23 protein-coding genes are annotated in these 26,879 nt (G+C 63.7%); 5 read left to right on the forward strand and 18 right to left on the reverse strand.

The genetic code is table 11. The annotated features are described in order from the left end of the window. Positions 1–16: 16 nt before the first annotated feature. The 6 genes from D3227_RS02310 to D3227_RS02335 form a co-directional block, all read right to left on the reverse strand. On the reverse strand, positions 17–832 hold the full coding sequence (locus D3227_RS02310; protein WP_120012042.1) for an ABC transporter permease: 816 nt from the start codon (positions 830–832) through the stop codon (positions 17–19). After that, a complete protein-coding gene (locus D3227_RS02315) occupies positions 822–1,790 on the reverse strand; it encodes an ABC transporter permease (protein ID WP_120012043.1) in 969 nt (322 codons plus the stop codon). The genes D3227_RS02310 and D3227_RS02315 overlap by 11 nt, the downstream gene beginning before the upstream one ends. Beyond that, positions 1,787–2,785 carry an ABC transporter ATP-binding protein gene (locus tag D3227_RS02320; RefSeq protein WP_120012044.1) on the reverse strand — a complete coding sequence of 333 codons (999 nt, stop codon included), beginning with the start codon at positions 2,783–2,785 and terminating at the stop codon, positions 1,787–1,789. The genes D3227_RS02315 and D3227_RS02320 overlap by 4 nt, the downstream gene beginning before the upstream one ends. Positions 2,786–2,967: 182 nt before the next feature. Next, the gene (locus D3227_RS02325; RefSeq protein WP_120012045.1) at positions 2,968–4,122 is read right to left on the reverse strand and encodes an ABC transporter substrate-binding protein; all 1,155 of its coding nucleotides are present in this window, start codon (positions 4,120–4,122) and stop codon (positions 2,968–2,970) included. Positions 4,123–4,264: 142 nt separating this feature from the next. Continuing rightward, positions 4,265–5,176 (reverse strand): LysR family transcriptional regulator, encoded by a 912-nt coding sequence (locus tag D3227_RS02330; RefSeq protein ID WP_120012046.1) that lies wholly within the window; start codon positions 5,174–5,176, stop codon positions 4,265–4,267. A 69-nt stretch (positions 5,177–5,245) separates the two neighbouring features. After that, a complete protein-coding gene (locus tag D3227_RS02335) occupies positions 5,246–6,022 on the reverse strand; it encodes a DeoR/GlpR family DNA-binding transcription regulator (protein ID WP_120012047.1) in 777 nt (258 codons plus the stop codon). A gap of 416 nt (positions 6,023–6,438) precedes the next feature. Here D3227_RS02335 and D3227_RS02340 point away from each other — a divergent pair, with 416 nt between their 5' ends. Beyond that, on the forward strand, positions 6,439–7,323 hold the full coding sequence (locus D3227_RS02340) for a phosphotransferase family protein (protein ID WP_120012237.1): 885 nt from the start codon (positions 6,439–6,441) through the stop codon (positions 7,321–7,323). Continuing rightward, positions 7,320–9,773, forward strand: a complete 2,454-nt coding sequence (locus D3227_RS02345; protein ID WP_120012049.1) for a GcvT family protein — start codon at positions 7,320–7,322, stop codon at positions 9,771–9,773. Before D3227_RS02340 ends, D3227_RS02345 begins: the two co-directional genes overlap by 4 nt. Before the next feature lie 17 nt (positions 9,774–9,790). Here the strand turns inward: D3227_RS02345 and D3227_RS02350 are convergent, their stop codons facing one another. Then, positions 9,791–10,423 (reverse strand): class I SAM-dependent DNA methyltransferase, encoded by a 633-nt coding sequence (locus D3227_RS02350; RefSeq protein WP_120012051.1) that lies wholly within the window; start codon positions 10,421–10,423, stop codon positions 9,791–9,793. Between the two features lie 103 nt (positions 10,424–10,526). Between D3227_RS02350 and D3227_RS02355 the strand changes: the two genes are divergently transcribed. After that, positions 10,527–11,429 carry a phosphotransferase family protein gene (locus tag D3227_RS02355; RefSeq protein ID WP_120012053.1) on the forward strand — a complete coding sequence of 301 codons (903 nt, stop codon included), beginning with the start codon at positions 10,527–10,529 and terminating at the stop codon, positions 11,427–11,429. Between the two features lie 17 nt (positions 11,430–11,446). Here the strand turns inward: D3227_RS02355 and D3227_RS02360 are convergent, their stop codons facing one another. From D3227_RS02360 to D3227_RS02370, 3 genes are all read right to left on the reverse strand, one after another. After that, positions 11,447–12,370 (reverse strand): DMT family transporter, encoded by a 924-nt coding sequence (locus D3227_RS02360; RefSeq protein WP_120012055.1) that lies wholly within the window; start codon positions 12,368–12,370, stop codon positions 11,447–11,449. Positions 12,371–12,498: 128 nt separating this feature from the next. Next, a complete protein-coding gene (locus D3227_RS02365; RefSeq protein ID WP_120012057.1) occupies positions 12,499–12,753 on the reverse strand; it encodes a hypothetical protein in 255 nt (84 codons plus the stop codon). A 115-nt stretch (positions 12,754–12,868) separates the two neighbouring features. Further along, positions 12,869–14,161, reverse strand: a complete 1,293-nt coding sequence (locus D3227_RS02370; RefSeq protein ID WP_120012059.1) for an amidohydrolase family protein — start codon at positions 14,159–14,161, stop codon at positions 12,869–12,871. A 175-nt stretch (positions 14,162–14,336) separates the two neighbouring features. Here D3227_RS02370 and D3227_RS02375 point away from each other — a divergent pair, with 175 nt between their 5' ends. After that, complete coding sequence (locus tag D3227_RS02375; protein ID WP_120012061.1) at positions 14,337–16,091, forward strand: ABC transporter ATP-binding protein; 1,755 nt, start codon at positions 14,337–14,339, stop codon at positions 16,089–16,091. Between the two features lie 174 nt (positions 16,092–16,265). On the opposite strand, the gene ilvD is transcribed toward D3227_RS02375, so the two are convergent. Then, a complete protein-coding gene (gene ilvD, locus D3227_RS02380) occupies positions 16,266–18,110 on the reverse strand; it encodes a dihydroxy-acid dehydratase (RefSeq protein WP_120012063.1) in 1,845 nt (614 codons plus the stop codon). A 269-nt stretch (positions 18,111–18,379) separates the two neighbouring features. Between ilvD and D3227_RS02385 the strand changes: the two genes are divergently transcribed. Further along, positions 18,380–18,850 (forward strand): VOC family protein, encoded by a 471-nt coding sequence (locus D3227_RS02385; RefSeq protein ID WP_120012065.1) that lies wholly within the window; start codon positions 18,380–18,382, stop codon positions 18,848–18,850. A gap of 358 nt (positions 18,851–19,208) precedes the next feature. Here the strand turns inward: D3227_RS02385 and D3227_RS02390 are convergent, their stop codons facing one another. The 7 genes from D3227_RS02390 to D3227_RS02420 form a co-directional block, all read right to left on the reverse strand. After that, entirely contained in the window at positions 19,209–19,628 is a 420-nt protein-coding gene (locus tag D3227_RS02390) for an alpha/beta fold hydrolase (protein ID WP_245451620.1), read from the reverse strand. 130 nt (positions 19,629–19,758) lie between these two features. After that, positions 19,759–20,067 (reverse strand): formate dehydrogenase subunit delta, encoded by a 309-nt coding sequence (locus tag D3227_RS02395; protein ID WP_120012067.1) that lies wholly within the window; start codon positions 20,065–20,067, stop codon positions 19,759–19,761. Then, a complete protein-coding gene (fdhD, locus tag D3227_RS02400) occupies positions 20,057–20,887 on the reverse strand; it encodes a formate dehydrogenase accessory sulfurtransferase FdhD (protein ID WP_120012069.1) in 831 nt (276 codons plus the stop codon). Before fdhD ends, D3227_RS02395 begins: the two co-directional genes overlap by 11 nt. A 2-nt stretch (positions 20,888–20,889) precedes the next feature. After that, positions 20,890–23,799 carry a formate dehydrogenase subunit alpha gene (gene fdhF, locus D3227_RS02405; protein WP_120012071.1) on the reverse strand — a complete coding sequence of 970 codons (2,910 nt, stop codon included), beginning with the start codon at positions 23,797–23,799 and terminating at the stop codon, positions 20,890–20,892. A gap of 10 nt (positions 23,800–23,809) precedes the next feature. Continuing rightward, a complete protein-coding gene (locus D3227_RS02410; protein ID WP_120012073.1) occupies positions 23,810–25,366 on the reverse strand; it encodes a formate dehydrogenase beta subunit in 1,557 nt (518 codons plus the stop codon). After that, complete coding sequence (locus D3227_RS02415; protein ID WP_120012075.1) at positions 25,363–25,842, reverse strand: formate dehydrogenase subunit gamma; 480 nt, start codon at positions 25,840–25,842, stop codon at positions 25,363–25,365. Before D3227_RS02415 ends, D3227_RS02410 begins: the two co-directional genes overlap by 4 nt. Before the next feature lie 134 nt (positions 25,843–25,976). Further along, positions 25,977–26,876, reverse strand: a complete 900-nt coding sequence (locus D3227_RS02420) for a LysR family transcriptional regulator (RefSeq protein ID WP_120012077.1) — start codon at positions 26,874–26,876, stop codon at positions 25,977–25,979. Positions 26,877–26,879: the final 3 nt, after the last annotated feature.

Genomic DNA, 26,879 nt, shown 5'->3' on the forward strand with positions numbered 1-26,879 from the left:
CCCTTATTCTTTTGGGTTATTTGCCCGAACCGGCGATCTGGTCGCCGTCGCGGGTCAGGTAGTAGGCAAGCAGGATGGGCAGCAGCGTCACCAGCACCACGACCATGGCCACGACATTGGTGACCGGGCGCTGGCGCGGACGGATCAGTTCCTCCAGCATCCAGATCGGCACGGTCTGCTGCTGGCCGGCGGTGAAGGTGGTGACGATGACCTCATCGAACGACAGCGCGAAGGCCAGCATGCCGCCGGCAAGCAGCGCCGTGGCGATGTTGGGCAGCACGACATGCCTGAAGGTCTGGAAGCCATCGGCGCCGAGGTCCATCGAGGCCTCGATCATCGAAGCGGAAGTGCGGCGGAAGCGGGCGACCGCATTGTTGTAGACGACGACCACGCAGAAGGTGGCGTGGCCGAGCACGATCGTCCAGAACGAGAACGGGATGTCTGCGAGCGCAAAGGCGGAGCGCAGCGCAATGCCGGTGATGATGCCGGGCAGGGCGATCGGCAGGATGACCAGCAGCGAGATGGTTTCGCGGCCGAAGAAGCGCGTCTGCGAGACAGCGGCGGCGCATAGCGTGCCCAGCACCAGCGCGATGGCCGTCGAGATGGCCGCGACGCGGACCGACAGCGACAGCGCTTCCCAGACATCCGGACGGTTCCAGGTGACGGCGAACCATTGCGCGGTCAGCCCCGGCGGCGGCCAGACGAAGCTTTTCTCTTCGGTGGTGAACGCATAGACGAAGATCAGCAGGATCGGCAGATGCAGGAAGAGCAGGCCGCAGGCGGCGGCGATCTTCAGTCCGAGAGGGGCCGACTGGCCGCGGTCAGAGCGCATCGAAAGCCCCCATGCGCTTGGCGCCCCAGAGGTAGAAGCCCATGATGACGATAGGCACCACGGTGAAGGCGGCGGCGAGCGGGATGTTGCCGGCGGTGCCCTGCTGCGAATAGACGGCCTGGCCGATGAACAGGCGCGACGTGCCGATGATCTGCGGGATGATGTAGTCGCCTAATGTCAGCGAGAAGGTGAAGATCGAACCGGCGACGATGCCGGGCAGCGCCAGCGGGAACAGCACGTTGCGGAACGTCTGGCCGGGTGAAGCGCCGAGATCGGACGAGGCCTCGACCAGATTGCCGGGCACGCGCTCGAGTGCGGCCTGAACGGGGAGGATCATGAACGGCAACCAGACATAGACGAAGACGATGAAGGTGCCGGTGAAGGAGACCGACAGCGAATTGCCGCCGACGACTGGTAGCGACAGCCAGCCATCGAGCAGCCACAAAAGGTGCAGCTTTGCGAGCAGCCAGGTGAGGATGCCTTCCTTGGCGAGGATCAGCTTCCAGGCATAGATCTTGACCAGATAGCTCGACCACAGCGGCAGCATGACGCCGAGATAGAACAGAGCCTTCCAGCGTCCGCGTGCATAGCGCGCCGCGTAATAGGCGATGGGGAAGGCGATGATCGCCGAGGCAAGCGTGACGAGGGCCGCCATCGTCACCGTGCGCAGGATGATGTCGAGATTGGCGGCCTGGAATAGGTCGCCATAGGTCTTCAGCGTGAACTCGCGGTTGATCAGGCCGGAGAACTCGTCGATCGAGAAGAAGCTTTGCAGGAGCAGAGCAAACAGCGAGCCGATATAGACGATGCCCAGCCACAGAACCGGCGGCAGCAGCATGAGCAGCAGCAGAAGTTGCGGCCGTCGCCAGAACAGGTCGGAGAGCGCGCCGCGCAAGCCGCCGCTTCCCGGCAGGATGGCGGGGGCGGTGGCGCGCGGCATGGCAGCGTCGAGGCTCATGCCGGCTCGTCCATCAGATGCAGGTGCTCGCGGTTGAAGGTGAGCACGACCGCTTCACCTTCCTCCGGCACGGCTGTGCCTGCCGGCACGATGGCATGCAGCCTCAGCCCATCGGCATCGAGCGCCAGCCTTGTCGTGGCGCCGAGATAGTTGGTCGAGACGAGACGGGCGGCGACGCCGTCGCCCTTGGCCCCGCGGCCGACACGGATGGATTCGGGACGCAGGCTGCCCCAGCGCTGCTGACCGGAATAGCGTTGGACGAAATCCGGCGGCAGCACGTTGGAGGAGCCTACGAAATCGGCGACGAAACGCGTCTTCGGCCGCTGGTAGATATCCTCGGGCGTGCCGATTTGCATGATCCTGCCGTCGTTGAAGACGGCGACGCGATCGGCCATCGACAGCGCCTCGCCCTGGTCGTGGGTGACGAAGACGAAGGTGATGCCGAGCGCCTTCTGCAGCGACTTCAGCTCTTCCTGCATGTTCTCGCGCAGCTTGAGATCGAGCGCGCCGAGCGGCTCGTCGAGTAGCAGCACCTTGGGCTGGTTGACCAGGGCTCGCGCCAGCGCGACACGCTGGCGCTGGCCGCCGGAAAGCTGACCGGGGCGGCGGGCGCCATAGCCCGGCAGCCGCACCAGCGACAGCGCCTCTTCGGCCGCCTTCTGCCGCTCCGGCTTGCCGACGCCCTTGACCATCAGCCCATAGGCGACGTTGTCGAGCACGTTCAAATGCGGGAACAGCGCATAGTCCTGGAAGACGGTGTTGACGTTGCGGCGATAGGGCGGAACGCCCTCGGCGCGCTCGCCGAAGATCGAGATCGAGCCAGCGGTCGGCTGCTCGAAACCGGCGATCAGACGCAGGCAGGTGGTCTTGCCGGACCCCGATGGACCGAGCATGGCGAAGAATTCGCCCGGCACAATGTCGAGATCGACCGCGTCGACGGCGCGCACACTGCCGAAATGGCGGGAGACCTTTTGGAAGGAGACGGCGGAGGTCATGGGCTGTCAGTCTGTTGCCGGTTGATTTGTCGATATCGCATTGCGGGCGGAGCCAGGGAGGTCGCGCGAAGTCCCGGGTGGGGGTGATCCGGCAAGACCTGCCGAGAATCCCCCCACCTCGCGGACCCCACCCCAACGTTACGCGTTGACCCTCCCCACCAGGGGGAGGGCAATGGGCGAAATCACCGGCCGCCGATGACGCCGATATAGTCCGACACCCAGCGGTAATAAGGCACGCACTGGTTGTTTTCGCTGGCGCATTTCGACACCGGCGTCTTCCAGAACTTGATCTTGTCGAAATTGTCGTAGCCGTTGGTCTTGCAGCCCTCTTCGCCAAGCAGTTCATTGCCCTTGCAGGCGGCAGGCACCACGGGCAGCGAACCGAACCAGGCCGAGACATCGCCCTGCACTTTCGGCGACAGGGAATGCTCGAGCCACATATAGGCGCAGTTCGGATGGGCGGCGTCGGCCTCCATCATGGTGGTGTCGGCCCAGCCGGTGACGCCTTCCTCGGGAATGGTCGAAGCGACCGGCTTCTTGGCAGCGACCAGCGTGTTGACCTGGTAGGGCCACGAGCCCGAGGCGACAACGCCCTCGTTCTGGAAATCGTCGACCTGGATGGCGGCGTCATGCCAGTAGCGGCCAACCAGCGTGCGCTGGACGCGCAGCAGGTCGAGCGCTGCCTTGTACTGGTCCTCGGTCAGCTCGTAAGGATCCTTGATGCCGAGTTCCGGCTTGTGGAACATTAGGTAATTGGCGGCGTCGGCGATGTGGATAGGACCATCATAGGCCTGGACGCGGCCCTTGTTCGGCTTGCCGTCGGGCAGGTCCATCGCCTCGAAGACGATTTTCCAGCTCTTGGGCGCTTCCTTGAACACTTCGGTGTTGTACATCAGCACATTCGGACCCCACTGGTAGGGAACGCCGTAATGCACCTTGTCGACCGTAAACCAGGGCGCGTCCTTCAGGCGGTCGTCGACCGTCTTCCAGCTCGGGACGAGATCGGTGTTGATCGGCTGCACGCGCTTGCCGGCGACGAGCCGCAGCGAGGCATCGCCCGAGGCGGTGACGAGATCGAAGCCGCCCTCGTTCATCAGCGAGACCATTTCGTCCGACGTGTTGGCGGTCTTGACGTTGACCTTGCAGCCAGTGTCCTTCTCGAAGGACGTCACCCAGTCATAGCCCTTGTCGGTTTCGCCACGCTCGATGTAGCCGGGCCAAGCGACGATATTGACCTCGCCCTCGCCCTTGCCGAGCTCCTTGACCTGGGCGATGGCCTGGCCGGAGAAGGTCAGCGCGACCGTCAAAGCAGTGCATGACTTCAGGAATGAATTCATCATCGATCTCCCATTTTAGGGGCCGCACTCCCGCGGCGGCTTTGGTCCCTGAAATGAAAGGTGCTGCGAAATTTCCGGTTTCGCAAATTCATTTATCAGAAAGGCGATATCGGTTTTACCGATAGATAGAGGACTGGCCCTGTCACGGCCGCTGGCGGACCGTGCGCTGCGACTGGGCAAGGCCGATAAAGTCGCGCGCCGCCTGCGGCAGGCTGGAGCCGCGGCGCCAGACCATGCCGACCTGGACCACCGGCAGAGTGCCAGAAATATCGCGCGATTCGATGCGGTCGCCTTCCAGCGACCATGGCCGGTAGACGAGGTCGGGCAGCAGCGCCACGCCGGCACCTGTGGCGACCAGGCTGCGCACCGCTTCGACCGAGCGGGTGCGGAAGGCGACATGCGGCTTGGCGCCGATCGCCGCCAAAAGCTTGCCGGTGTTTTCCTCGATCTCGTCGACGGTCAGCATGATCAGCGGTTCGCCGGCGATGTCGCTGATGCCGATGATGTCGGCGCTGGCCAGCTTGTGGCTGAGCGGCACCCATAGCCTGTAGGCCGAGACCTCGAGGATTTCCGACTGCAAGGCGGTGCGGTCGCGCAGGTTCGAGGTGACCATCACGGCGATGTCGAGCTTACCGCCAATCAGGAGGTGCTCGAGATAGTCGCCATTGTCCTCGATGGCCGACACTTCGACGCCCGGATAGGCGCGACGGTAGCGGGCGAGCAGGTCGGAGAGCACATAGCCGGCGACCAGCGAGGTGACGCCGAGCTGCAGCCGGCCACCGGCAACCATTTGGTCGCCGAAGAAAGCTCGGCGGGCATCAGACACATCGGCCAGGATCTTGGTCGCGTGGCGCAGGAACTGGTGGCCCTTGTGGGTGATGTTGAGGCCGCGCGGATGGCGCTCGAACAGCTCGACGCCGAGATCGCGCTCAAGCTCCTTGACCGCCTCGGTAACCGAGGATTGCGAGATCGACAGGTTCTGGGCAGCACCCGACACGGTACCTTGCTCGGCGACGGCGACGAAGAACTGCAATTGTCTGATCGTGAAGGCCATGGCCGGACTAAACACGGCGAAGGCCGCGCTGGGAAGTGGCTAAGCCAGGTCGCTTATCCTGGGGTGGGATCAGAACCCGGCTTCGCCACCAGCGATGCTCAGCCGCGCGCCGGACTCGGCAAGGGCGGCGGCGATGTCGCGCGGCGGCGGGTGGTCGGTGGCGAGTTCGGAAAAGCCGTCGAAGCCGCAGACCTGGACCAGCCCCTGGCGGCCGAACTTCGAGTGGTCGGTGATGACGAGGGAACGCTGACCGCGCGACAACACCATGCGGGCGAACTCGGCTTCATCCAGGTCATAGTCCATGATACCCGCGACAGCATCGACCGCGCCGATAGAGATCACCGCGTGGCTGACGGAAAAGCGGCTGACGAATTCGATGGCTGAAGCGCCGAAGGCCGCACCGGAATCGCTGCGCAGTTCGCCGCCGGCCATGTAGACCTTGTTGCCATTGACGGTGGCCAAAGTGCGGGCGATGTCGGACGAATTGGTGACGACCGTCAGCCGCCGGTGACCGAGCAACTCGCGGGCGAGGAACGACGTCGTCGTGCCGGTGTCGAGCATGATCGATTCGCCGTCGCGGATGGTGGCGGCGACCATGCGGGCGATGAGGCGCTTGGCGTCGGCGTTGTCGCGCATGCGCCGCTCGAATGGCGCCTCGCCGACCAGTGACGGCAGGCCGATGGCGCCATGCATCTTGAGGACCGAACCGTCGCCGGTGAGCGGCTTGACGTCGCGGCGCACGGTTTCCAGAGAAACCCCCAACCGATCGGCCAGGCTGGCGATGGTGACGGTGCCTTCCTCCTGCAGGAGGCGCAGGATCTCGCCATGCCGTTTCGAGTGGACCATGTGATTTTCCTGGGCCTTGCGCGATTGACCGATTCTAAGGCAATTCAAACGTTTTTAAAGGAATTGCTTATCTTTTCGGGCAAAACACCCAAAAAAAGTCACAGCTTTTTGTTGACAGCCGGTTAGCACTGGCGTGAGATCAAGACGTGACAGGCTCGGAACTGCCACTGGAGGTTGAGGGCAGAGCCGCGCGCAAACGCACCGGCCAGAGCGTCTGGAACGTGGTTGGTGCAAGGAATTTTCAGATCCGCGGGGGCGGATGCCGGGGGTTCAAATACCTGGCCAAAGGGGCTCGTCGGTGCGGTGCGGGATAATGATCCGGCGTCCCGCACCGACGAGGTTTTTGCGTTTCTCCCCGCCAGCGTTGCGCTATGCGCGGCGCTTTGTCGAAGTTCAGCCGAACCAGGGATGATCCCGTGATTGCCGAAGACCGCATCCGAGCCCTGCCTTGCTGGACCGGCAGTATCGAAATTGCGCCGCTGCCGGGCGGCCTCAGCAACGCCAACTATGTGGTCAAGGACGCGGCCGGGCGGCATGTGGTGCGCCTCGGCCAGGACTATCCTTTCCACCACGTCTTTCGCGAGCGCGAAGTGATGACATCGCGGGCGGCCCATGCGGCCGGCTTCGCGCCGGCGGTCCGCTATGCCGAGCCGGGCATCATGGTGACGGAATATCTCGGCGCCAGGACCTATACGGCCGAGGACGTGCGCGCCAACATCGGCCGCGTCGCCGCCCTGATGCGGGGCTTTCATCGGGAGATGCCCAACCACATCTCCGGGGCCGGTTTCATGTTCTGGGTGTTCCATGTCATCCGCGACTATGCACGCACGCTGGAGGAAGGCGGCAGCCGCAAGCGCGGCGACCTGCCCTATCTCCTGACGCTGGCGGACGAGCTCGAGCGGGCGCAGAAGCTGCTGCCGATCGTCTTCGGCCACAACGATCTTTTGCCGGCCAATATTTTAGACGACGGCAACAGGCTGTGGCTGATCGACTTCGAATATGCCGGCTTCAACACGGCGATGTTCGACCTTGCCGGTGCTGCCTCGAATGCCGGCTTGAGCGACGAAGAATCCTTCGCTCTGCTCACCGCCTATTTCATGAAGGAGCCGGACGAGGCGATCCGCCGCTCGCATGCGGCCATGCAGTGCGCCTCGCTGCTGCGTGAGGCGATGTGGAGCATGGTCTCCGAACTCTACCTCGACGCGCCGGGCATCGACTACGTCGCCTATACCGAGGAAAACCTGACGCGGCTGGAAGCGGCGCTGGAAAACTACCGGACAAAATACGGGATACTGACATGACCTTGCCCAGCCATGCCGGGATCGTCGTCATCGGCGGCGGCATCATCGGCTGTTCGACGGCCTATCATCTGGCGCGCGACCACAAGGCCGATGTCGTGCTGCTGGAACAGGGCAAGCTAACCTCGGGCTCGACATGGCACGCTGCCGGTCTGGTCGGGCAGCTGCGCTCGTCGGCTTCGATCACGCGCGTGCTCAAATATTCGGTCGAGCTCTACAAGGGGCTGGAAGCCGAGACGGGGCTTGCCACCGGCTGGAAGATGACCGGATGCCTCAGGCTGGCCACCAATGCCGACCGCTGGACCGAATACAAGCGGCTGGCGACGACGGCCAAAAGCTTCGGCATGGACATGCAGTTGCTGACGCCGACCGAGGTCAAGGCAATGTGGCCGCTGCTTGATACCGGCGATCTCGTCGGCGCCTCCTGGCTGCCGACCGACGGCCAGGCAAGCCCGTCCGACATCACGCAGTCGCTGGCCAAGGGCGCTCGCATGCATGGCGCGAAACTGTTCGAGGATGTCCGCGTCACCGGCTTCGAGATGAAGGACGGCCGCATCATCGCGGTGAAAACCAGCAAGGGCGACATCGCCTGCGACAAGGTGGTGAACTGCGCCGGGCAATGGGCAAGGCAGGTAGGCGCCATGGCCGGCATCAACGTGCCGCTGCAGCCGGTCAAGCACCAGTACATAATCACCGAGAAGATCGCGGGCCTGGCGACCGACGCGCCGACCATCCGCGATCCCGATCGCCGCACCTATTTCAAGGAAGAGGTCGGCGGGCTGGTGATGGGCGGCTATGAGCCGAACCCGCAGGCCTGGACGACTGATCTCCCCGGGGGCGACGTTCCGAACGACTGGGAATTCCGCCTGTTCGACGACGACTACGACCATTTCGAACAGCATATGAGCCAGGCGATCGCACGGGTTCCGGCACTGGAGACCGTCGGCGTCAAGCAGATGATCAACGGTCCGGAAAGCTTTACCCCGGACGGCAATTTCATCCTCGGCACAGCGCCTGAATGCGCCAACATGTTCGTCGGCGCCGGCTTCAACGCGTTCGGCATCGCCTCCGGCGGCGGCGCCGGCTGGGTGCTGGCGCAATGGGTGGTCGATGGCGAAGCGCCGCTAGATCTTTGGGTGGTCGACATCAGGCGGTTTTCCGGCCTGCACCGTGACCGGCAATGGGTCTGCGACCGCACGCTGGAAGCCTATGGCAAGCACTACACGATCGGCTTCCCGTATGAGGAATACCTCTCGGGACGACCGCGCATCGTTTCGCCGCTCTATGAGCGGCTGAAGACGTATCGCGCGGTGTTCGGCTCGAAACTCGGCTGGGAACGGCCGAACTGGTTCGCGCCCGAGGGCACCGCGCCCGAAGACATCTATTCGATGGGCCGGCAGAACTGGTTTTCGGCGGTTGGCGACGAGCACAAGCATGTACGCGAAAAGGTCGGCATCTTCGACCAGTCGTCCTTCGCCAAATACGAGATGACCGGCGCGGATGCGCAGAAGGCGCTCGACTGGATCTGCGCCAACGACGTTGCCAAGCCGGTCGGCCGGCTGACCTACACGCAGCTTCTCAACACACGCGGCGGCATCGAGGCCGATTTGACCGTCGCCAGGCTCGGCGAAGAAAAATTCTACATCGTCACCGGCACCGGTTTCCGCACGCATGATTTCGCGTGGATCGGCGACCATGTCGGCAAGGATCTCGACGTCACCTTCAGCGACGTCACCGAGGAGTTCGGCACGTTGTCGCTGATGGGGCCGCGCGCCCGCGCCGTGCTCTCCGCGGTGACCGACGCGGATGTTTCGAACAGCGCCTTCCCGTTCGGCCATGTGCGCGAGTTCGCCATTGCCGGCCATGCAATTCGGGCGCTGCGCGTCACCTATGTCGGCGAACTCGGCTGGGAATTGCATGTGCCGATCGCGGCAACCGGCGAGATCTTCGATGCGCTGATGGCGGCGGGCAAGACACACGACATTCGCCCGGTCGGCTACCGCGCACTTGAATCGCTCAGGCTGGAGAAGGGTTATCGCGCCTGGGGCTCAGACATCACGCCCAACGACATGCCGCAGGAGGCCGGCCTTGGCTGGGCGGTGAAGCTGAGGAAAAACACCGATTTCGTCGGCCGGCGGGCACTTGAGAAGGTCAATGGCGACGCGCCGAAGAAACGCTTTGCCGGCTTCACGGTCGACGATCCGGAGATCGTGCTGGTCGGCCGCGAGACGATCCTGCGCAACGGCGCGCCTGTCGGCTATCTGACCAGCGGCGGCTATGGCTATACGGTCGGCAAGAATGTCGGCTTCGGCTATGTGCGCAACGCCGACGGCATAAGCGACGACTTCCTCGCCTCGGGCGACTACGAGCTGGTGGTGGCGATGGAGCGCACGCCGGCAAAAATCCATCTCGAGCCGCTGTACGATCCGGCGGGGGAAAAGATCAGGGCTTAGGCCTTCGCCAGCCTCGATCAGGTGACGCGCAGCACGAGGCCGCGGCTGGGCACGGTGTCGGCCTCGCCCGGCATCGAGACATAGGGCGCCGTCTCCTCGTCGCGCGTGACGACGCCTTGCGCCTCCAATTCGGCGATGCGGTCGGAGAAACCACCCTCCCACAGCGTGTTCTTGACCGTCAGCACGATGACGCCGCCCGGCCGGCAGATGCGGATCAGCTCGTCCAGTCCTTCGGCACCGACATGACCCGAGGTGAAGACGCCGGCCGAAACGATCCCGGCATAGGCATTGTCTGCGAAAGGCAGCGGCCCGCCGAGTGCCAGGCAGTGAAGCGTAGAATAGATACCCTTGGCGGCCGCCTTGGCCAGCATGCCCTCGGAAATGTCGAGCGCCTCGACTTGCGGGTAGCCGGTGATGGCAAGCCATTCGCCGCTGAGCCCGGTGCCGGCGCCGGCATCGAGAAGCGGAAAGGCACCGCGCGGCAGATGGCGGGCGAGCAAGGCGAGGCAGATCGTCGGATGGCGGTAGCCGGCGGTCGACATGTCGGCATCGTAGGTGTCGGACCAGCTGTCGTAGAGCGCCGCCACCTCCTCGGGTCGCTTCGCCGCATAGGCCGCGCCGAGCGCAGTGTTCTGCTTGCTGTGTGCCATTGCCGCTCGCCCGACTCTTTGCCTGTCACGGGGATGATAGCCAAATGGCGAAAACTGTGGAACCGTCGCCGCGATAATAAAGGCGTGAAGGGGGATCGAGGCAATGGCGGATGAGATAGCGCGCGCGGCACTGACCACCATTCCAGTACTGGCCGGCTATGACGGACCGCTGGAAAGGCTCGGTGGCCTCACCAATCTCGTCTACAGGGCCGGTGATTTCTGCCTGCGCATCCCCGGCAAAGGCACCGAGGAGTATATTAACCGCGCCAATGAAGCCGTGGCGGCGCGCGAGGCGGCGAAAGCCGGCGTCAGCCCCGAGGTGCTGCATGTCGACGCCGGCACGGGCATGATGGTGAGCCGGTTCGTCGCCGACGCCGAGACGATGTCGCCGGAAAAGTTCAAACTGCGCCCGGGCAGTCCGGCGCGCGCGGGCGAAGTCTTCCGCAAGCTGCACAATTCCGGTGCAATGTTTCCCTTCCGCTTCGAGCTGTTTGCGATGATCGACGATTATCTGAAGGTGCTGTCGACCAAGGACGTGGTCTTGCCGCCTGGCTACCACGATGTCGTGCGCGAGGCCGAAACCGTACGTACAGCACTTGCCGCCCATCCGCTGCCGCTTGCCGCCTGCCACTGCGATCCTTTGTGCGAGAACTTTCTCGACACCGGCGAGCGGATGTGGATCGTCGACTGGGAATATTCGGGCATGAACGACCCGCTCTGGGACCTTGGCGACCTCTCGGTCGAAGGCAAGTTCGATACGGCGCAGGATGAAGAACTGATGCGCGCCTATTTCGGCGGCGAGCCGAAACCAGTCGAGCGCGGCCGCGTCGTCATCTACAAGGCGATGTGCGATCTGTTGTGGACGCTGTGGGGACTGCTCCAGCTTGCCAACAACAATCCGGTCGACGATTTCCGCGCCTATGCCGACGGCCGCTTCGCCCGCTGCAAGGCGCTGATGGAGACGGCGGAGTTTTCAAGGCACCTGGCGGCTGTGCGGCAAGGTTAAGTGCCAGGAATCCGAACTTAGTTGACGCCCTTTGGCACGTTCTCGGGCGGCACCACGGTGTCGACCACTTTCTGGCGGTGGAAGATGAACAGGCCGGCGAACACGACTATGGCCGAGCCGATCAGGATGCGCGGACCGGGCACGTCGCCGAAGAAGACCAGGCCGAAGACAACCGCCCACAGGAGCAGCGTGTAGTGCAGCGGTGCCAGCGTCGAGGCCGGCGCCAGCTTCAACGCCCTGGTGATCATCAGATGGGCGCCGCAGGAGACGATGCCGAGCAGCAGCATGGCGCCGAAATCGAGCACCGACGGCGTCTGCCACGCGCCGATTGTCAGCACGCCGCCGACAACCAGCGTGCCGATGGTCTGCCAGGTGACCAAAGTGGTGTCGCTAGTGCCGCGCAGGCGCCGGTTGAGGATGATGGCGAAGGCGAAGGAGATGCTGCCGACGAGCGCGAATATGGAGGACAGCGAGAATGCCGCCGAAGACGGCTTCAGCATGATCAGCACGCCGCAGAAGCCGACCAGGATCGCCGCCCACCGGCGCCAGCCGACCTTTTCGCCGAGCAGAAAGTGCGACAGCGCCGCGACATAGATCGGCCCCGCCATGTAGAAGCTCATCACGTCGGCGAGCGGCAGATAGACGACGGCGGCGTAGAACAGTGCGGTGTCGAGCGTCGTCATCACCACGCGCAGGATCTGTAGTTCCAGCCGCTCCATGCGGAACAGCTTGCCGGCACCCTGGTTGGCGATCATCGGGCCGAGCACAAAAAAGGCACCGACCGAACGGATCAGGACGACCTGGCCGACGGAGAAGCTGGCGACCAGCCACTTGCCCATTGCGTCGTTCAGCGCAAACAGGAAATCGCCGGCCAGCATCAGCAAGATGCCGGCCAAAAGCACGTTCCTGATCGTAAAATTGCGGGCAAGGGAGGGAGCCATGCCGGCTCCGTAGACGCCAGCAGCCGATTTGACGAGCGGAATTCGAGGGAGTCGATAAGACCAGCGACGGAAATCGGCTGGTTCTATGCCTTCCGCGCGCTTTCGGCAGGCCGCGTCGGCACGGTCCGCTATTTAGGCTGCGGCCGAATGATGATCGGGCGATAGAGGATCGCCCTGTCCCAGGGATCGAAAGCCGAAGCGCTTCTGAGTTCCGCGCGCCGATCAAGGTCGATGCGCTGCAGGCATTCGGCGAAGGCATCGTTCTTCTTGGTGAAGCCGTAGGACCGGCATTTCGCCTCGTCGGCGGCGCGGCGGTCCTCCGCCGACATGCAGCCCGCGCAGAGGGCCGCCAGCGCAACCGCCATAACAGTCACTTGCCACATCGTGATCCTCCTCGAACCAAAGTGGAGGCTTATTGTAGACTTAATTATGGCCAGGCGAAGCGAAGAGGCTTGATGCAGAGAGGCTGGCCTGTTGGGCCTGAAAGGCTCGGCTCGCCTATGACAGGGAGCCGGCCGTGTTGTGCCGACGGTTCACCTGTGCCGGCCGGCCGGCGATCGACAGCCGTGTCTCCTGCTTCGTCCGCTCGGCCACCACCTTGCCCTTGGCGATGACGCAGAGACGTTCAGGGCGCAAGCGAATAGCCTCGACCGGATTGCCGGCGTCTAGCACGACGAGACTGGCGCGCTTGCCGACGGCAAGGCCGAGATGATTGAGGCCCATGATGGCGGCGTTGACGTTGGTGACCATGTCGAAGCATCGCGCCATGTCGGCGGGGCTCGACATCTGGGCGACGTGCAGCCCCATGAAGGCGACGTCGAGCATGTCGGCAGTGCCCAGCGAATACCACGGATCGAGCACGCAATCCTGGCCCCAGCCGACGCGGATGCCCATGGCGAGCATTTCCTTGACGCGCGTCAGGCCGCGGCGCTTGGGAAAATTGTCGTGGCGGCCCTGCAGCATGATGTTGATCAGCGGATTGGGGATGGCCGACACGCCGGCCTCTGCGATCAGCGGCAACAGCTTCGAGACGTAGTAGTTGTCCATCGAGTGCATGGAGGTGAGGTGCGAACCGGCCACCCTGCCTTGCAGGCCGAGTCGCTGCGTCTCATAGGCAAGCTGCTCGATATGGCGCGACAGCGGATCGTCGGTCTCGTCGCAATGCAGGTCGACCATCAGCCCGCGCCTGGCGGCGATTTCGCAGAGCTCCGTCACCGAACGCGTGCCGTCGGCCATGGTGCGTTCGAAATGCGGGATGCCGCCGACGATATCGACGCCCATGTCGAGCGCGCGGATTGTGTTCTCAAGCGCCGTCGGCGAACGATAGAGCCCGTCCTGCGGGAAGGCGACCAGCTGCAGGTCGATATAGGGCGCCACAGCCTTCCTGACGTCGAGCAGGGCTTCGACCGCGAGCAGCCGGTCGTCGCAGACATCGACATGGGTGCGGATGGCAAGCAGGCCCATCGACACGGCCCAGTCGCAATAGGCGAGCGCGCGCTCGCGCACCGCCTCGTGCGTTAAAAGCGGCTTCAATTCGCCCCATAGCGATATGCCTTCCAGCAGCGTGCCCGACGCATTGATGCGCGGGATGCCGTAGGAGAGCGTGGCGTCCATGTGGAAATGCGGATCGACGAAAGGCGGCGCGACCAGGTTGCTATACGCATCGATCACCGTGCCCGCGGCGGCGGTCAGTTCGGGCTCGATCGCTGCGATCGTCTCACCGGTGATGCCGATGTCGGCAATCCTGCCGTCGGGTAGTGTGCCGCCGCGCACGATGAGGTCGAAATCCATCCGTCGTCATCCCCTTGAAGAACCAGCATCCCATCGTGGCGCAAAAGCCACCCTGCCGCAGCCATTTCCTTTCGCAGTGGCGAAAGGTTCCATCCGGCGGCAACTCGCTCTATAAGCCGCCTCTCGCCCCCGTGGCGAATCCGAATTCGCGTCAACCAGGCATGGGATCAGCCGTTTGTTTCGCTTCTTCCGCTCGACGGAGAACCAGCGCCTCATCGTGAGGCTGGTCCAGGAATCCTTCCGAGAGCACAAGTTTGGATATGGCGCCGCCATACTGTCGATGCTGGTGGTGGCTGCCATGACAGGCGCCAGCGCCTGGATCCTGCGTGAGATCACGAACGAATTCGTCATCTACAAGCGACTGGACCGCGTCAACCTGATTGCAGCCGCGGTCGCCGCAATCTTCATCTTCAAGGGCGTCGCCAATTTCGTCCAGGCCTATTTCATGAGCCGCGTCGGAAACGCCATCATCGCCGACCGGCAGCGCAAGATCTATGACCGGATCCTCGCGCAAGGCATCGAATTCTACCATTCGACCTCGTCGTCCGACCTGATCACCCGCATGACCAACAATGCACAGGCCGCACGCAGCGTTCTTGACCTCGTTGTCACGTCCTATGTGCGGGATCTGGTGACGCTGATCGCGCTGGTGGCAGTGATGGTTTGGCAGCAGCCGGCACTGTCCCTGATCTGCTTCGTCATCGGGCCGGTCGCCATATTCGGCGTCAACCGCATCCTGAAGCGCGTCCGCAAGATTGCCGCGATGGAGTTCCGCTCGCTCGGCCAGATCGTGCATGTGATGCAGGAAACGGCAATTGGTGTGCGTGTCGTCAAATCCTTCAATCTCGAAGGCGCGATGCGCAAGCGCATGTACAAGGCGGTATCGGACGTCGAGAACCGCGCCAACAACATCGCAACGCTGGAGGCTGCCACCAGCCCGGTGATGGAAACGCTTGCCGGGCTGGCGATATCCGGCGCCGTCTTTGTCAGCGGCTTCCTGGTCCTGCAGGGTGGTCAGATGCCGGGCAACATCATGGCCTTTATCGGGGCGCTGCTGCTTGCCTATGAACCGGCCAAACGGCTGGCACGCGTGCGCATATCGCTGGAGACCGGCATCGTCGGCGTGCGCATGATGTTCCAGCTGGCCGACCGGCCGCTGACCTTGGCCGAAAAGCCGGACGCCAAGCCACTGCAGCCGGGGCCGGGCGAAATCCGCTTCGATGGTGTGTCCTTCGCCTATCCGGAAAGCCCGCCGGTATTCGAAGGATTCGACCTCACCTTGGCGCCCGGCAAGATGACGGCGCTGGTCGGGCCTTCGGGCAGCGGCAAGTCGACCATACTGAACCTGATCATGCGCATGTACGACCCGCAAAGCGGCAAGGTGCTGTTCGACGGCCAGGACATCTCCTACGCAACGCTGGCTTCGGTCAGGGAAAAGATCGCCTATGTCAGCCAGGATACGTTCCTGTTTGCCGGCACCGTCATGCACAACATCCGGCTTGGGCGTCAGGACGCGACCGACGAGGAGGTGGTCGCCGCCGCCAAGGCGGGCAACGCGCATGAATTCATCAGCACCATGCCGAAAGGCTACGAGACGGATGTGGGCGAAAACGGCGCCCTACTTTCAGGCGGCCAGCGCCAGCGCATCTCGATCGCCCGCGCCATGCTGCGCAATGCCGAAATCCTGCTGCTCGACGAAGCAACCAGCGCGCTCGACGCCGAATCCGAGGCCCTGTTCCGCGACGCGCTGCAGCAGTTGACGGTCGGGCGCACGACCATCGTCATCGCCCACCGCCTGTCGACCGTGCACCAGGCCGATACGATCGTGGTGCTGGAGAAAGGCAAGGTCGTGGAAAGCGGCCCGCACAAGATTTTGCTCAAGCAGGGCGGGCTCTACCAGAAGCTTTATGAATATCAGCTGATGCCATGAGGCGGTGGCGCGGCTCTTCCTTCTCCCCCTGTGGGAGAAGGTGGATCGGCGCGCAGCGCCGAGATGGTTGAGGGGTGCTGGATGGAGTGCCGTCGTGCCAAGCTGGAACACCCCTCATCCAACCGAGCTTCGCTCGGCCACCTTCTCCCACATGGGTAGAAGGGAAAGCGAACCTTATTCCGGCACGAACCGCACCGCGCCCTTGGCCGCGCTGGTTGCCATCGAGGCATACGCGCGCAGAGCGGTCGTGACCTTGCGCTTGCGCTTTTCCTCAGGCTTCCAGGCCGTCGCGCCCTTCGCCTCCATAGCCGCACGGCGAGTGTCGAGTTCGGCCTCGCTGACGGCCAGGCGGATAGTGCGGTTGGGGATGTCGATCTCGATCGTGTCACCCTCCCGGACTAGGCCGATTAGCCCGCCTTCCGCCGCTTCCGGTGAGACGTGGCCGATCGACAGGCCCGACGTGCCGCCGGAGAAGCGGCCGTCGGTGATCAGCGCGCAGGCTTTGCCGAGGCCCTTCGACTTCAGATAGCTGGTCGGGTAGAGCATTTCCTGCATGCCGGGGCCGCCGCGCGGTCCCTCATAGCGGATGACGACGACATCGCCGGCCTTGATCTCGTTGGATAGGATCGCCTTGACCGAAGCGTCCTGGCTTTCGAACACGCGGGCCGGGCCGGTGAATTTCAGGATCGACTCATCGACGCCGGCGGTCTTCACGATGCAGCCGTCAAGCGCCAGATTGCCCTTCAGCACGGCAAGGCCGCCGTCCTTCGAAAAGGGCGTGTCCGCCGAGCGAATGACGCCTTTCTCGCGGTCGAGATCGAGCTCGTCCCAGCGGCGGTCCTGGCTGAAGGCGACCTGCGTCGGCACGCCGCCGGGTGCGGCCAGGAAGAAATCTCGGACGTTCTGGCTGGTCGTGCGGGAAATGTCCCAATGGTCGAGCGCCTCGCCGAGGCTCGCCGTGTGCACCGTCGGCAGGTCGCGGTTGATCAGCCCGGCCTGGTCGAGCTGGCCGAGGATGGCCATGATGCCGCCGGCGCGATGGACGTCTTCCATGTGGACGTCGGATTTTGCCGGCGCCACCTTGCACAGCACAGGTACCCGCCGCGACAGCCGATCGATGTCCTCCATGGTGAAGTCGACTTCGCCCTCATGCGCGGCGGCGAGGATGTGCAGCACGGTGTTGGTCGAACCGCCCATGGCGATGTCGAGCGTCATGGCGTTCTCGAAGGCGCCCTTTGAGGCGATGCTGCGCGGCAGCGCCGTTTCGTCGTCCTGCTCGTAATAGCGCTGTGCCAGGTCGACGACGAGATGGCCGGCTTCGACGAACAGGCGCTTGCGATCGGCATGGGTGGCCAGCGTCGAGCCGTTGCCCGGCAGCGAGAGGCCGAGCGCTTCGGTCAGGCAGTTCATCGAATTGGCGGTGAACATACCGGAGCACGAACCGCAGGTCGGGCAGGCCGAGCGCTCGATGATCTTGACGTCCTCGTCCGAGATCTTGTCGTCGGCGGCCGCGACCATGGCGTCGACCAGGTCGAGCGCCTGCGTCTTGCCGGCAAGTACCACCTTGCCGGCCTCCATCGGGCCGCCGGAAACGAACACGGTCGGGATGTTGAGGCGTAAGCTGGCCATAAGCATGCCGGGCGTGATCTTGTCGCAATTGGAGATGCAGACCATGGCGTCGGCGCAGTGCGCGTTGACCATGTATTCGACCGAGTCGGCGATCAGCTCGCGCGATGGCAGCGAATAGAGCATGCCGTCATGGCCCATGGCGATGCCGTCGTCGACGGCGATGGTGTTGAATTCCTTGGCGACGCCGCCGGCCTTCTCGATCTCGCGCGCGACCAGCTGGCCGAGGTCCTTGAGATGGACATGGCCCGGCACGAACTGGGTGAAGGAATTGACCACGGCGATGATCGGCTTGCCAAAGTCCGAGTCCTTCATGCCGGTGGCGCGCCACAAGCCGCGGGCGCCGGCCATGTTGCGGCCATGGGTGGTGGTTCGGGAACGATAGGCAGGCATGAGTATTCCTTAGCTGGCTGGCTGCGCTCTATGCGGAGCGTGGCGGCGCTGAATTCGGACCGCAGGCGTTATAGACGCCATAGTTTGGTCTGGCCACAATTTTGCACGGCGCCAGATCTTCCCGAAAAAACAGATTTTCCAAAAAAATTTCACGCCACTTGTCGGATCGCGTTCGGCACGGCCGTCCTTGGGCAGACGGCAGGAATGGCACCATTCTCAAAGTCAGCCGTTTACCGCAATAGCAAACGAAGCAACCCGAGGAGCACGACATGCAAAAGATCACCACCTGCCTGTGGTTCGACGGCCAGGCCGAAGAGGCGATGAATTTCTACGTCTCCATCTTCAAGAACTCGAAGGTGTTGAGCGTGATGCGCTGGCCAAAGGGTCATGCAGATGAAGGCAAGGTGCTGGTGACCTCGTTCGAGCTCGACGGCGTGCAGTTCCAGGCGCTCAATGGCGGACCGCAATTCAAGTTCAACGAGGCCATGTCGCAGTTGATCGACTGCAAGACGCAGGAAGAGGTCGACTATTTCTGGGACAGGCTCATCGAAGGCGGCGGCGAACCGTCGCAATGCAGCTGGCTGAAGGACAGGTTCGGCATCTCATGGCAAGTCGTGCCGGAGCAACTGCCGCGCCTGCTTCTGGATCCGGACCGGGCCAAGGCCGGCCGGGTGATGTCAGCGATGATGCAGATGAGCAAGATCGACATCGCCAAGATCGAAGAAGCGGCGAAGGGGTGATTCAAGCGTACCCTTTCCTTCTCCCGCAGGGGAGAAGGGTATCGGCGCGCGGCGCCGGGACCGTTGATGGGTATGGGACGGAATGAGGCGTTGGTGTTCCCTGGAACACCCCTCATCCGTCGCCTTCGGCGACTACTCGACGATGTCGCTGGGAGGATGGCGCGCACGTCGATCCCGGCATTCATCCGGGCAAGTGCTGCCGCCGCCGTCGGGCTCGCCGACAGCCGCTCAAAGCGCGCCCACCACTGGGTAAAATGCGCGTCATCGACCCGGCCCGGCGCGAAGTTGGGCAAGGTGGCGCCGGTGCCCCATGCTGTTTCCGCCGTCTCGATAAAGGCTTCGAGGCGTTCCGGCGGCATCACCCATCTGTGGAAATTCGCATAGCCGCCATAGAGCGCCAGCGCCCGCGTCCGCTCCGGATAGCTGGCGGCAAACAGCATCGCCATCGGTGCGCCTTCCGAGGCACGAGCAGGGCGGCGCGGCCGCTGCCGGCGGCGTCCATCACCGCACGCACATCGTCCATGCGGGCTTCGAGACTGGGCAGATGGTTCGCGTCGACCCGGTCGGAAAGACCGGTGCCGCGCTTGTCGAACAGGATCAGCCGCGAGAAGGCCGAAAGCCGCTTCAAAAGCCGGCTGTAGCCTTCGTCTTCCCAATGCAGGTCGAGATTGGAGATGAAGCCCGGTACGAACACGAGATCGAACGATCCCTGGCCGACCACCTGATAGGCGATCCGCACCTCGCGGCTACGCGCGTATCGTGTTTCGATCGGCCTCACGCAAATACCCCGCCCGGCCAGACGACTTCTTGTCGTCAACCATAGCAGAGCCATGCCGCTTGCGGCAGCCAAACTTTAGAGGGTTGAAATATAGGACCTTTGGCGACCGGCCCGCTGTTGTCAGGCTATTTCAACGCGCCGTGTTCTCGGCCTGGGCAGGCCCGGTGTAACCAATGGTCATGTCGGCCTGTTCTGGCGCCTTGGGCCGCTTGATCTTGGCGGAAGCGGCCACCACCAGCTCGTTGAAGTTCTCGGTGCCGCCGTCCAGCATCTCGAACAGCTGTCGCCGCATCCGCGGTTCCCAGAACTTGTTGATGTGCTCGGCAACGCCGGCAATGCCTTCCTCGCGCGGCTTGGAATGGAAGAAATCGGCGATCTGGTTGGCCATCCGCACCAGCTTTTCCTTGGTGCTCATGATGTGTTCTTCGTCATGCGACATGCTTGGCAACTCCGGAAGCCACCCGGTCCGGGTGGGTGAAAACATCGAAATCGTCGCCGCGAACCAACGCGACGAGCGTCATGCCCGCGTCTTCCGCGGTACGGATGGCAAGTGCTGTCGGCGCCGAAACGGCGATGATGATGGCGGCGCCGATTGCCGCCGTCTTCTGCACCATCTCGACCGAAACACGCGACGTCACGACGACGGCGCCTGACGCACCGTCGATGCCGGCTTTCGCCAGCGCGCCGGCCAGCTTGTCCAGAGCATTGTGGCGGCCGACATCCTCGCGCGCCATGACGATGCCTTTGCCGGGGACATAAAAGCCGGCGGCGTGCACAGCTCCGGTCTCGGTGTGCAACGGCTGCACCTTCGACAAGAGCTTGACCGAGCGGGTGATGTGCTCGGCCTCAAGCGTAAATTTTGACGCACCGACAGCGTCTACCGACCGCATCGCTTCTTCGATCGACTCGATGCCGCACAGCCCGCAGCCGACCGGACCGGCAAGCCGGCGCCGCCGCGCCTGGAAGCGCGTATTGGCCTTGTCCTTCAACCGGATCTGGATGTCGATGCCGGAACCAAGATCTTCGACCTCGATCGCCTCAATCTCTTCAGCAGCGGCAACAATGCCTTCCGTCAGCGAGAAGCCGAGCGCGAAATCCTCGAAATCGGCCGGGCTTGCCATCATCACCGCATGCGTCGTTCCGGCGAAGGAGAACGCCACCGGCGTCTCTTCCGGCACCATGCGGTTCGCGGCCGCCGTCCCGCTGGCGCGGTGCGCCAGCCGCGATATCTGCGTCGTCGCTTTGCGGCGCGCGGCCAAAGTTACTCCGCCGCTTCCAGCGGGGCGATGCGGCGGCTCTGGCGGGCCTGCTCGTTATAATCCCTCTGCCACTCGGTCGGGCCGTTGGACGGCGCCACCTGGACGGCGGTGACCTTGTATTCCGGACAGTTGGTCGCCCAGTCCGAGAAGTCGGTGGTGATCACGTTCGCCTGCGTGTCGGGGTGGTGGAAGGTCGTGTAGACCACGCCAGGCGAGACGCGGTCGGTGATCAGCGAGCGCAGCGTCGTCTCGCCGGAACGGCTCGCCAACCGCACCCAGTCGCCTTCGCGAATGCCGCGGTTCTCGGCATCGTGCGGATGGATCTCCAGCATGTCTTCGGCATGCCACATCACATTTTCGGTGCGCCTGGTCTGCGCGCCGACATTGTACTGCGACAGAATCCGCCCGGTGGTGAGCAGCAGCGGGAAGCGCGGCCCAGTCCTTTCGTCCGTCGCCACATACTCGGTGCGGATGAACTTGCCCTTGCCGCGCACGAAACCGTCGACATGCATGATCGGGGTGCCGAGCGGCGCCTTCTCGTTGCAGGGCCATTGCACGGATCCGACACGGTCGAGCAGCTCGAAGGAGACGTTGGCGAAGCTCGGCGTCGTCTTGGCGATCTCGTCCATGATCTCGGAAGGATGTTGATAGTTCCAGTCCAGCCCGATCGCGCGGGCAAGCTCCTGCGTCGCCTCCCAATCGGCGTAGCGCGCCTTCGGCTCGATAACCTTGCGCACCATGTTGATGCGGCGCTCGGCATTGGTGAAAGTGCCGTCCTTCTCGAGGAAGGTCGAGCCCGGCAGGAATACATGCGCGTAGTTCGCCGTCTCGTTGAGGAAGAGGTCGTGCACGACCACGCATTCCATCGCGGCGAGGCCGGCGGCGACATGCTTGGTGTCGGGATCGGACTGCAGAATGTCCTCGCCCTGGATGTAGATGCCCTTGAAGGAGCCGTCGACGGCGGCATCGAGCATGTTGGGGATACGCAAGCCCGGCTCGTCGTCCAGCTTCACGCCCCACAGGCTCTCATAGATGTCGCGCACGGCTTCGCCGGAGATATGGCGATAGCCGGGCAGTTCGTGCGGGAAGGACCCCATGTCGCACGAGCCCTGCACATTGTTCTGGCCGCGCAGCGGGTTCACGCCGACGCCGGGACGGCCGATATTGCCGGTGGCCATGGCGAGGTTGGCGATCGCCATCACCGTGGTCGAACCCTGGCTGTGTTCCGTCACGCCGAGGCCGTAGTAGATGGCGCCGTTGCCGCCGGTGGCGTAAAGACGCGCCGCGCCGCGGATCAGCTCGGGATCGACGCCCGACAATTTGCCGACGGTTTCGGGGCTGTTTTCCGGCAGGGCGACGAACGACGCCCAATCCTGGAATTCCGCCCAGTCGCAGCGCTCGCGGATGAAAGCTTCGTCGAAGAGGCCTTCGGTGACGATGACATGCGCCAGCGCCGTCAGCACCGCCACATTGGTGCCGGGCTTCAGCGGCAGGTGATAGGCGGCTTCGATATGGGCCGACTTGACCATCTCGGTGCGGCGCGGATCGAGCACGATCAGCTTGGCGCCCTGGCGCAGCCGCTTCTTCAGCCGCGAGGCGAACACCGGATGGGCCGATGCCGGATTGGCGCCGATGACGACGGCTACGTCGGTAAAGTCGACGGAGTCGAAATCCTGCGTGCCGGCCGAGGTGCCATAGGTCTGGCCGAGCCCGTAGCCGGTCGGCGAATGGCAGACGCGCGCGCAAGTGTCGACATTGTTGTTGCGGAAGCCTTGCCGCACCAGCTTCTGGACGAGATAGGTCTCCTCGTTGGTGCAGCGCGAGGAGGTGATGCCGCCGATTGCGGTGCGTCCGTACTGATACTGGATCCGGCGGAATTCCTTGGCAGTATGGGCAACAGCCTCTTCCCAGCTCACTTCGCGCCAGGGATCGGTGATCTTTTCCCGGATCATCGGCGACAGGATGCGGTCCTTGTGGGTGGCGTAGCCGTAGGCGAACCGGCCCTTCACGCAGGAATGGCCGTGGTTCGCCTTGCCCTCCTTGTAGGGCATCATGCGGATGACCTCGTCGTCCTTCACCTCGGCCTTGAACGAGCAGCCGACGCCGCAATAGGCGCAGGTGGTGACGGCCGAGCGTTCCGGCATGCCCTTCTCAAGTACCGTTTTCTCGCGCAGCGCGTCGGTCGGGCAGGCCTGCACGCAGGCGCCGCAGGACACGCATTCGGAGGCGATGAAATCCTCGTGCATGCCGGCGACCATGCGCGATTCGAAACCGCGGCCCTCGATGGTCAGCGCGAAGGTGCCCTGCACCTCCTCGCAGGCCCGCACGCAACGCGAGCAGACGATGCATTGCGCCGGATCATAGGTGAAATAGGGATTGGAGTCGTCGCGGGCGATGTAGTCGACCGCCAGCGAGCCATGGCCGGGCGCGACGCCGTCTTCCTTGACGTGGTTACGGCCTTCGACGCCGAAGCGGTTCTCGGTCAGGCCGACCGACTTCGCCACCACGTCGAATTCGCTGGCGCCTGTACCGGCCTTTTCGTTCCAACCGGTCGGATGGTCAGAGACGTAAAGCTCCATGACGCCGCGTCGAATGGCGTCGAGCCGCTCGGACTGCGTGTTGACCACCATGCCTTCGCCAACCGGCGTCGTGCAGGACGCCGGCGTGCCGCCGCGCCCGTCGATCTCGACGAGGCAGACACGACATGAGCCGAAAGAGTCCAGCATGTCGGTGGCGCAGAGTTTTGGGATCTCGACCCCGCCCTCCATCGCCGCACGCATGATCGACGTGCCTTCCGGCACGGTGATGCTGCGGCCGTCAACGGTCAGCGTGACCTGCTTCTCGGCAGTGGATTGCGGGGTTCCGTAGTCGATCTCTTCGATGAGCGATGGGAAGTCGGCCTTGATGTTCATCTGCCAGCTCCTATTCAGCAGCCACGCGCGCCGGCGCCGGCTTGAAATCTTCGGGGAAATGGGTGATCGAACTCATCACCGGGTAAGGCGTGAAGCCACCCAGCGCACACAGCGATCCGAACTTCATCGTGTTGCAGAGGTCGGCGACCAGAGCGAGGTTCTTCTCCGGCTCGATGCCGGCCGCGAGCCTGTCGATGGTCTCGACGCCGCGCGTTGAGCCGATGCGGCAGGGCGTGCACTTGCCGCAGCTTTCGATGGCGCAGAATTCCATGGCGAAGCGTGCCTGCTTCAGCATGTCGGCGGTGTCGTCGAAGACGGTGATGCCGGCATGGCCGATCAGCCCGTCCTTGGCGGCGAAAGCTTCATAGTCGAATGGCGTGTCGAACAATGCGCGCGGGAAATAGGCGCCGAGCGGTCCGCCGACCTGCACGGCCTTCACTGGTCGGCCCGTCGCGGTGCCGCCGCCGATATCGTCGACGATCTCGCCCAGCGTCATGCCGAAAGCCGCTTCGAACAGCCCGCCATGCTTGACGTTGCCGGCAATCTGGATCGGGATGGTGCCGCGCGAGCGGCCCATGCCGTAATCCTTGTAGAAGGCCGCACCCTTGTCCATGATGATCGGCACCGAGGCCAGCGAGATGACGTTGTTGATCACCGTCGGCTTGCCGAACAAGCCTTGGATCGCCGGCAGCGGCGGCTTGGCGCGAACAACGCCGCGCTTGCCTTCCAGGCTGTTGAGCAGCGAGGTTTCCTCGCCGCAGACATAGGCGCCGGCGCCGACGCGGATTTCCATGTCGAAGCCGTTGGGCGAGCCCAGCACACTGACGCCGAGCACGCCGGCCTTGCGGGCGACCTCGACAGCCCGGTTCATCGTCGCCACCGCATGCGGATATTCCGAGCGGATATAGACAAATCCCTTGGTCGCGCCGGTGGCGATGCCGGCGATCGTCATGCCTTCGATCAGCACGAAGGGGTCGCCTTCCATGATCATGCGGTCGGCGAAGGTGGCGCTGTCACCTTCATCGGCGTTGCAGACGATGTATTTGCGCTCACCAGCGGTATCCAGCACCGTTTTCCACTTGATACCGGTCGGGAAGCCGGCGCCGCCACGGCCGCGCAAGCCGGATTCCGTCACCTGCTTGACGATGTCGAGCGGCGCCATGGCCACCGCGTTCTGCAGGCCCTTCAGCCCACCCAGCGCTTTGTAGGCGTCGAGGGACAGCGGGTCGTTGATGCCGCAGCGCGCGAAGGTCAGCCTGGTCTGCTTGGCCAGGAACGGGATCTTGTCGGGCGCGCCCAGCCAGCGCTTGTGGGGACTGCCGGTTAGGAAGCCGCTGTCGAACAGGCTCTTGACGTCGGAAGGCTTGACCGGTCCATAGGCGACGCGGCCATTGGCGGTCGCCACTTCGACCATCGGCTCGAGGAAATAGGCGCCGCGCGAACCATTGCGCACGATCTTGGCCTCGATGCCGCGTTCGGCCAATTCCTTGGCGATCGTCTTTGCGACCTTCTCGGCGCCGAGCGCCAGCGCGCCGGAGTCACCTGGAATGTAGATGCGCGGGATCATGAGCGTACCTCCGCGACGATCTCTTCGATCTTCTCGTCATCGAGCCGCCCGATCACCTCGCCGTCCAGCATTGCCGACGGCGAACAGGCGCAAAGCCCGAGGCAATAGACCGGTTCCAGTGTAACCGATCCGTCGCGGGTGGTCTCGTGAAAACCGATACCGAGCAATTGCTTGATCTTGGCGGCGACTGCATCCGAACCCATCGACTGACACGCTTCCGCCTGGCAGAGCTTGAGCACGTGCCGGCCGGCCGGCTTGGCGCGGAAATCATGATAGAAGGTGACGACGCCGTGCACTTCGGCCCTGGAGAGGTTCAGCCCATCGGCAATGACCGGCAACGCGTCGTGCGGCACATGGCCGAACTCTTCCTGGATGCCATGGAGGATCGGCAGCAGTGGACCTTCGAGGTCCTTCAACTCCTGGACGATCGCCGCCGTGCGCGATGTTATCTCGGTACTTGCAGGCTGCATCGTCATGCAGCGCCCTCCCTGGTCGATAGCTTTTATCGCTAAGTGTTTACAAAATCAGAGGAAACCCCTGAAATCAATAAAGCTGATCCGTTGCTTGATAGAAATTTTCTATCAAGCTCGCTCGGCCAGCACTGTCTAGCTCAGCGGCGGGTGTGGAAATCGTCCGCCAGCGCCATTGCCTCGTCCAGCAGCGCCTGCACCAGCGGCGTGTGCGGCTCGCGCGGTGTCGCCACCAGCCCGACGGTGTGGCTGGCATCCGGCTCGACGATCGGAATGGCCCGGATCGGCTCGGAAAAGCCGAATGTTTCCGCAAGGTTGAGCGGCATGATCGACGACCATTTGCCGGTGCGGATATGCGAAAACAAGACAATCATAGAATTGGATTCGAGCGTCGGCCGCACCTGCACGCCAGCCTCGGCCAGATGCTGGTCGATGATGCGACGGTTCTGCATGTCCGGCGTCAAAAGGCAGAGCGGCAAATGGCTGATTTCCGCCCATGTCACTTTGTCGCGGTCGGAATAGGGGTTTCCGACCGCTGTGATCAGCTGATAGCGCTCGTCATAGAGCGGCACGCTGGTCACCCGCCCCAGCGGCTCGTTGTCGAGATAGGTGATACCGGCATCGATGTCGAAATTGCCGAGCAGCGACAGCACTTCGATCGAGGTGCGTGACAGCACCGAGAAGGTGACGCCCGGGTGCTTTTCGCGAAACGGCGTCGTCAGCCGCGCCACCATGGCCAATGTGGTTGGGATGGCGGCAATGCGGATGCGGCCGGACAGGCCGTGGCGCGCCGCCCGCATCTCCTCGCGCATGGTGCGGCTGTCGCCGACGATGCGCCGTGCCCACACCAGCACCTGCTCGCCTTCCGGCGTCAGCCCCTGGAAGCGCGAGCCGCGCAGCACCAGCATGACGCCGAGCTGACCCTCCAGCTGCTTGATCCCGGCCGAGAGCGTGGGTTGCGTCACCCCGCACACCTCCGCCGCCCGGCCGAAATGCTCTTCCTTGGCCAGCGCGATGAAGAATTCCAGCTTGTCGATCATGCG

Source organism: Mesorhizobium waimense (assembly GCF_003601975.1).
In the GTDB taxonomy this organism is placed as follows: Bacteria; Pseudomonadota; Alphaproteobacteria; order Rhizobiales; family Rhizobiaceae; genus Mesorhizobium; species Mesorhizobium waimense.

Coding starts and splice junctions, on each gene's coding strand:
- D3227_RS02330 (WP_120012046.1), bottom strand. CDS start 5,176: ATGGCCTTCACGATCAGACAATTGCAGTTCTTCGTCGCCGTCGCCGAG.
- D3227_RS02370 (WP_120012059.1), bottom strand. CDS start 14,161: ATGGATTTCGACCTCATCGTGCGCGGCGGCACACTACCCGACGGCAGG.
- D3227_RS02410 (WP_120012073.1), bottom strand. CDS start 25,366: ATGATCCCGCGCATCTACATTCCAGGTGACTCCGGCGCGCTGGCGCTC.
- D3227_RS02325 (WP_120012045.1), bottom strand. CDS start 4,122: ATGAATTCATTCCTGAAGTCATGCACTGCTTTGACGGTCGCGCTGACC.
- D3227_RS02315 (WP_120012043.1), bottom strand. CDS start 1,790: ATGAGCCTCGACGCTGCCATGCCGCGCGCCACCGCCCCCGCCATCCTG.
- D3227_RS02320 (WP_120012044.1), bottom strand. CDS start 2,785: ATGACCTCCGCCGTCTCCTTCCAAAAGGTCTCCCGCCATTTCGGCAGT.
- D3227_RS02335 (WP_120012047.1), bottom strand. CDS start 6,022: ATGGTCCACTCGAAACGGCATGGCGAGATCCTGCGCCTCCTGCAGGAG.
- D3227_RS02345 (WP_120012049.1), top strand. CDS start 7,320: ATGACCTTGCCCAGCCATGCCGGGATCGTCGTCATCGGCGGCGGCATC.
- D3227_RS02310 (WP_120012042.1), bottom strand. CDS start 832: ATGCGCTCTGACCGCGGCCAGTCGGCCCCTCTCGGACTGAAGATCGCC.
- D3227_RS02420 (WP_120012077.1), bottom strand. CDS start 26,876: ATGATCGACAAGCTGGAATTCTTCATCGCGCTGGCCAAGGAAGAGCAT.
- fdhF (WP_120012071.1), bottom strand. CDS start 23,799: ATGAACATCAAGGCCGACTTCCCATCGCTCATCGAAGAGATCGACTAC.
- D3227_RS02360 (WP_120012055.1), bottom strand. CDS start 12,370: ATGGCTCCCTCCCTTGCCCGCAATTTTACGATCAGGAACGTGCTTTTG.
- D3227_RS02395 (WP_120012067.1), bottom strand. CDS start 20,067: ATGTCGCATGACGAAGAACACATCATGAGCACCAAGGAAAAGCTGGTG.
- D3227_RS02365 (WP_120012057.1), bottom strand. CDS start 12,753: ATGTGGCAAGTGACTGTTATGGCGGTTGCGCTGGCGGCCCTCTGCGCG.
- D3227_RS02355 (WP_120012053.1), top strand. CDS start 10,527: ATGGCGGATGAGATAGCGCGCGCGGCACTGACCACCATTCCAGTACTG.
- D3227_RS02415 (WP_120012075.1), bottom strand. CDS start 25,842: ATGACGATGCAGCCTGCAAGTACCGAGATAACATCGCGCACGGCGGCG.
- ilvD (WP_120012063.1), bottom strand. CDS start 18,110: ATGCCTGCCTATCGTTCCCGAACCACCACCCATGGCCGCAACATGGCC.
- D3227_RS02385 (WP_120012065.1), top strand. CDS start 18,380: ATGCAAAAGATCACCACCTGCCTGTGGTTCGACGGCCAGGCCGAAGAG.
- D3227_RS02350 (WP_120012051.1), bottom strand. CDS start 10,423: ATGGCACACAGCAAGCAGAACACTGCGCTCGGCGCGGCCTATGCGGCG.